At 43.9% G+C, this 1202-nt stretch carries 1 protein-coding gene; it reads right to left on the reverse strand.

The genetic code is table 11. From position 1 onward, the window contains the following. Positions 1–92: 92 nt before the first annotated feature. Positions 93–1202, reverse strand: a 1110-nt coding sequence (locus B3180_RS05185) for a BCCT family transporter (RefSeq protein WP_286843410.1), incomplete at its 5' end; no start/stop codon positions are given.

A 1202-nucleotide genomic window follows, 5' to 3' on the forward strand; every position in this document is an offset into this window, starting at 1 on the left:
TTCATATTGCCGATCCTAAATTCCGGGATGAACTCGCGCAAGCAGCCTATAACGACTGGGGACTGAACATAACCTGATGCAATGGCATCAGGTTACTTCTTCTTCGTAGGCATTGGTACCAATGCCTCAGTTTTAGGCAGCGGCTGCTGTTGCTTACCAAGCGCGATGTAAACAAAGCAACACAAACCAATACCAATAACCAACGCACCAACCCACTGAATTTTTATAAACTGAACGCTAAATAGTACAGTTAATGACATCATCAAAAAGGCATGTAAGGCCATATATTTTTGTTTGCCAAAACGCGCTACTGTCAAGTTCAGGTTGTCGGAATAAAGCCGGATTAAAGAGTCCAGCGAGTTGATCACGAAAACAATTCCAACAAACACCATCGCCAGATTAATGAATCCGGAAGTATCCAGTCCTTTTAAGTGGAATAAGTATAAAACACTAAACCAGAGACCAATGGACAATGACGGCCATATCAGCATGGCTAAGAACAGCCAAATGGTGCGCATGTTACCAACAAAGCGCGCGGTGAACTGACCAATCATAATGCTCCAGGCAAACCACCAGAACAGGTAAAACGCATGGTAATCATTAATCGGCAGAACAAACCGGTGTAGATGTTCAAAGTAGTCGGTCAATAAGGGTAAGGTACTAAAATAGTCAGGCGCAGAAACATTGTCAGACAGTAAAGCGATACTGCCTAGCCCAAGAATTAACGCAAAGAACAGCCCACCAGATGACAAGCTAAGAATCTTAACAAACTTAAGCTCGGTACTTGAGTACACCGCAAATAAAATGGTGCCGCCGACAATCAGCGCGTAGTACCAGGGGAAGCCTTCGCTAACCGCAATACTGGGTAAATACCAGCTCAAGTTCGCAAATAACAAATGCGCGGTAAAAGCACAGGTGCCAATTATCACGATGTTATTAATCCACTTAACCCAGGTAATCTCAAAGAATTTAACCTTGGGTTCAATTGCGCAGAAATAAAAACAAGTGACAAAGTAAATGGCCCAGACCAGAAAGCCCCAGAAGCCAAACTCAATAGCCAAAGGGTTGGCAAAAGCGTACTCGCTGTTTTCCTTTATATCGGCATAAACCGGGAACTCTGTCAGCGGGAACATAATGAGTCCAACATCCAGACCCGAGGTAAACAGAATAGCAATGAATGTCATAGTAGACACCGGGTAGCG

It is taken from the genome of Idiomarina sp. UBA4206 (assembly GCF_002383015.1).
Lineage (GTDB): Bacteria > Pseudomonadota > Gammaproteobacteria > Enterobacterales > Alteromonadaceae > Idiomarina > Idiomarina abyssalis.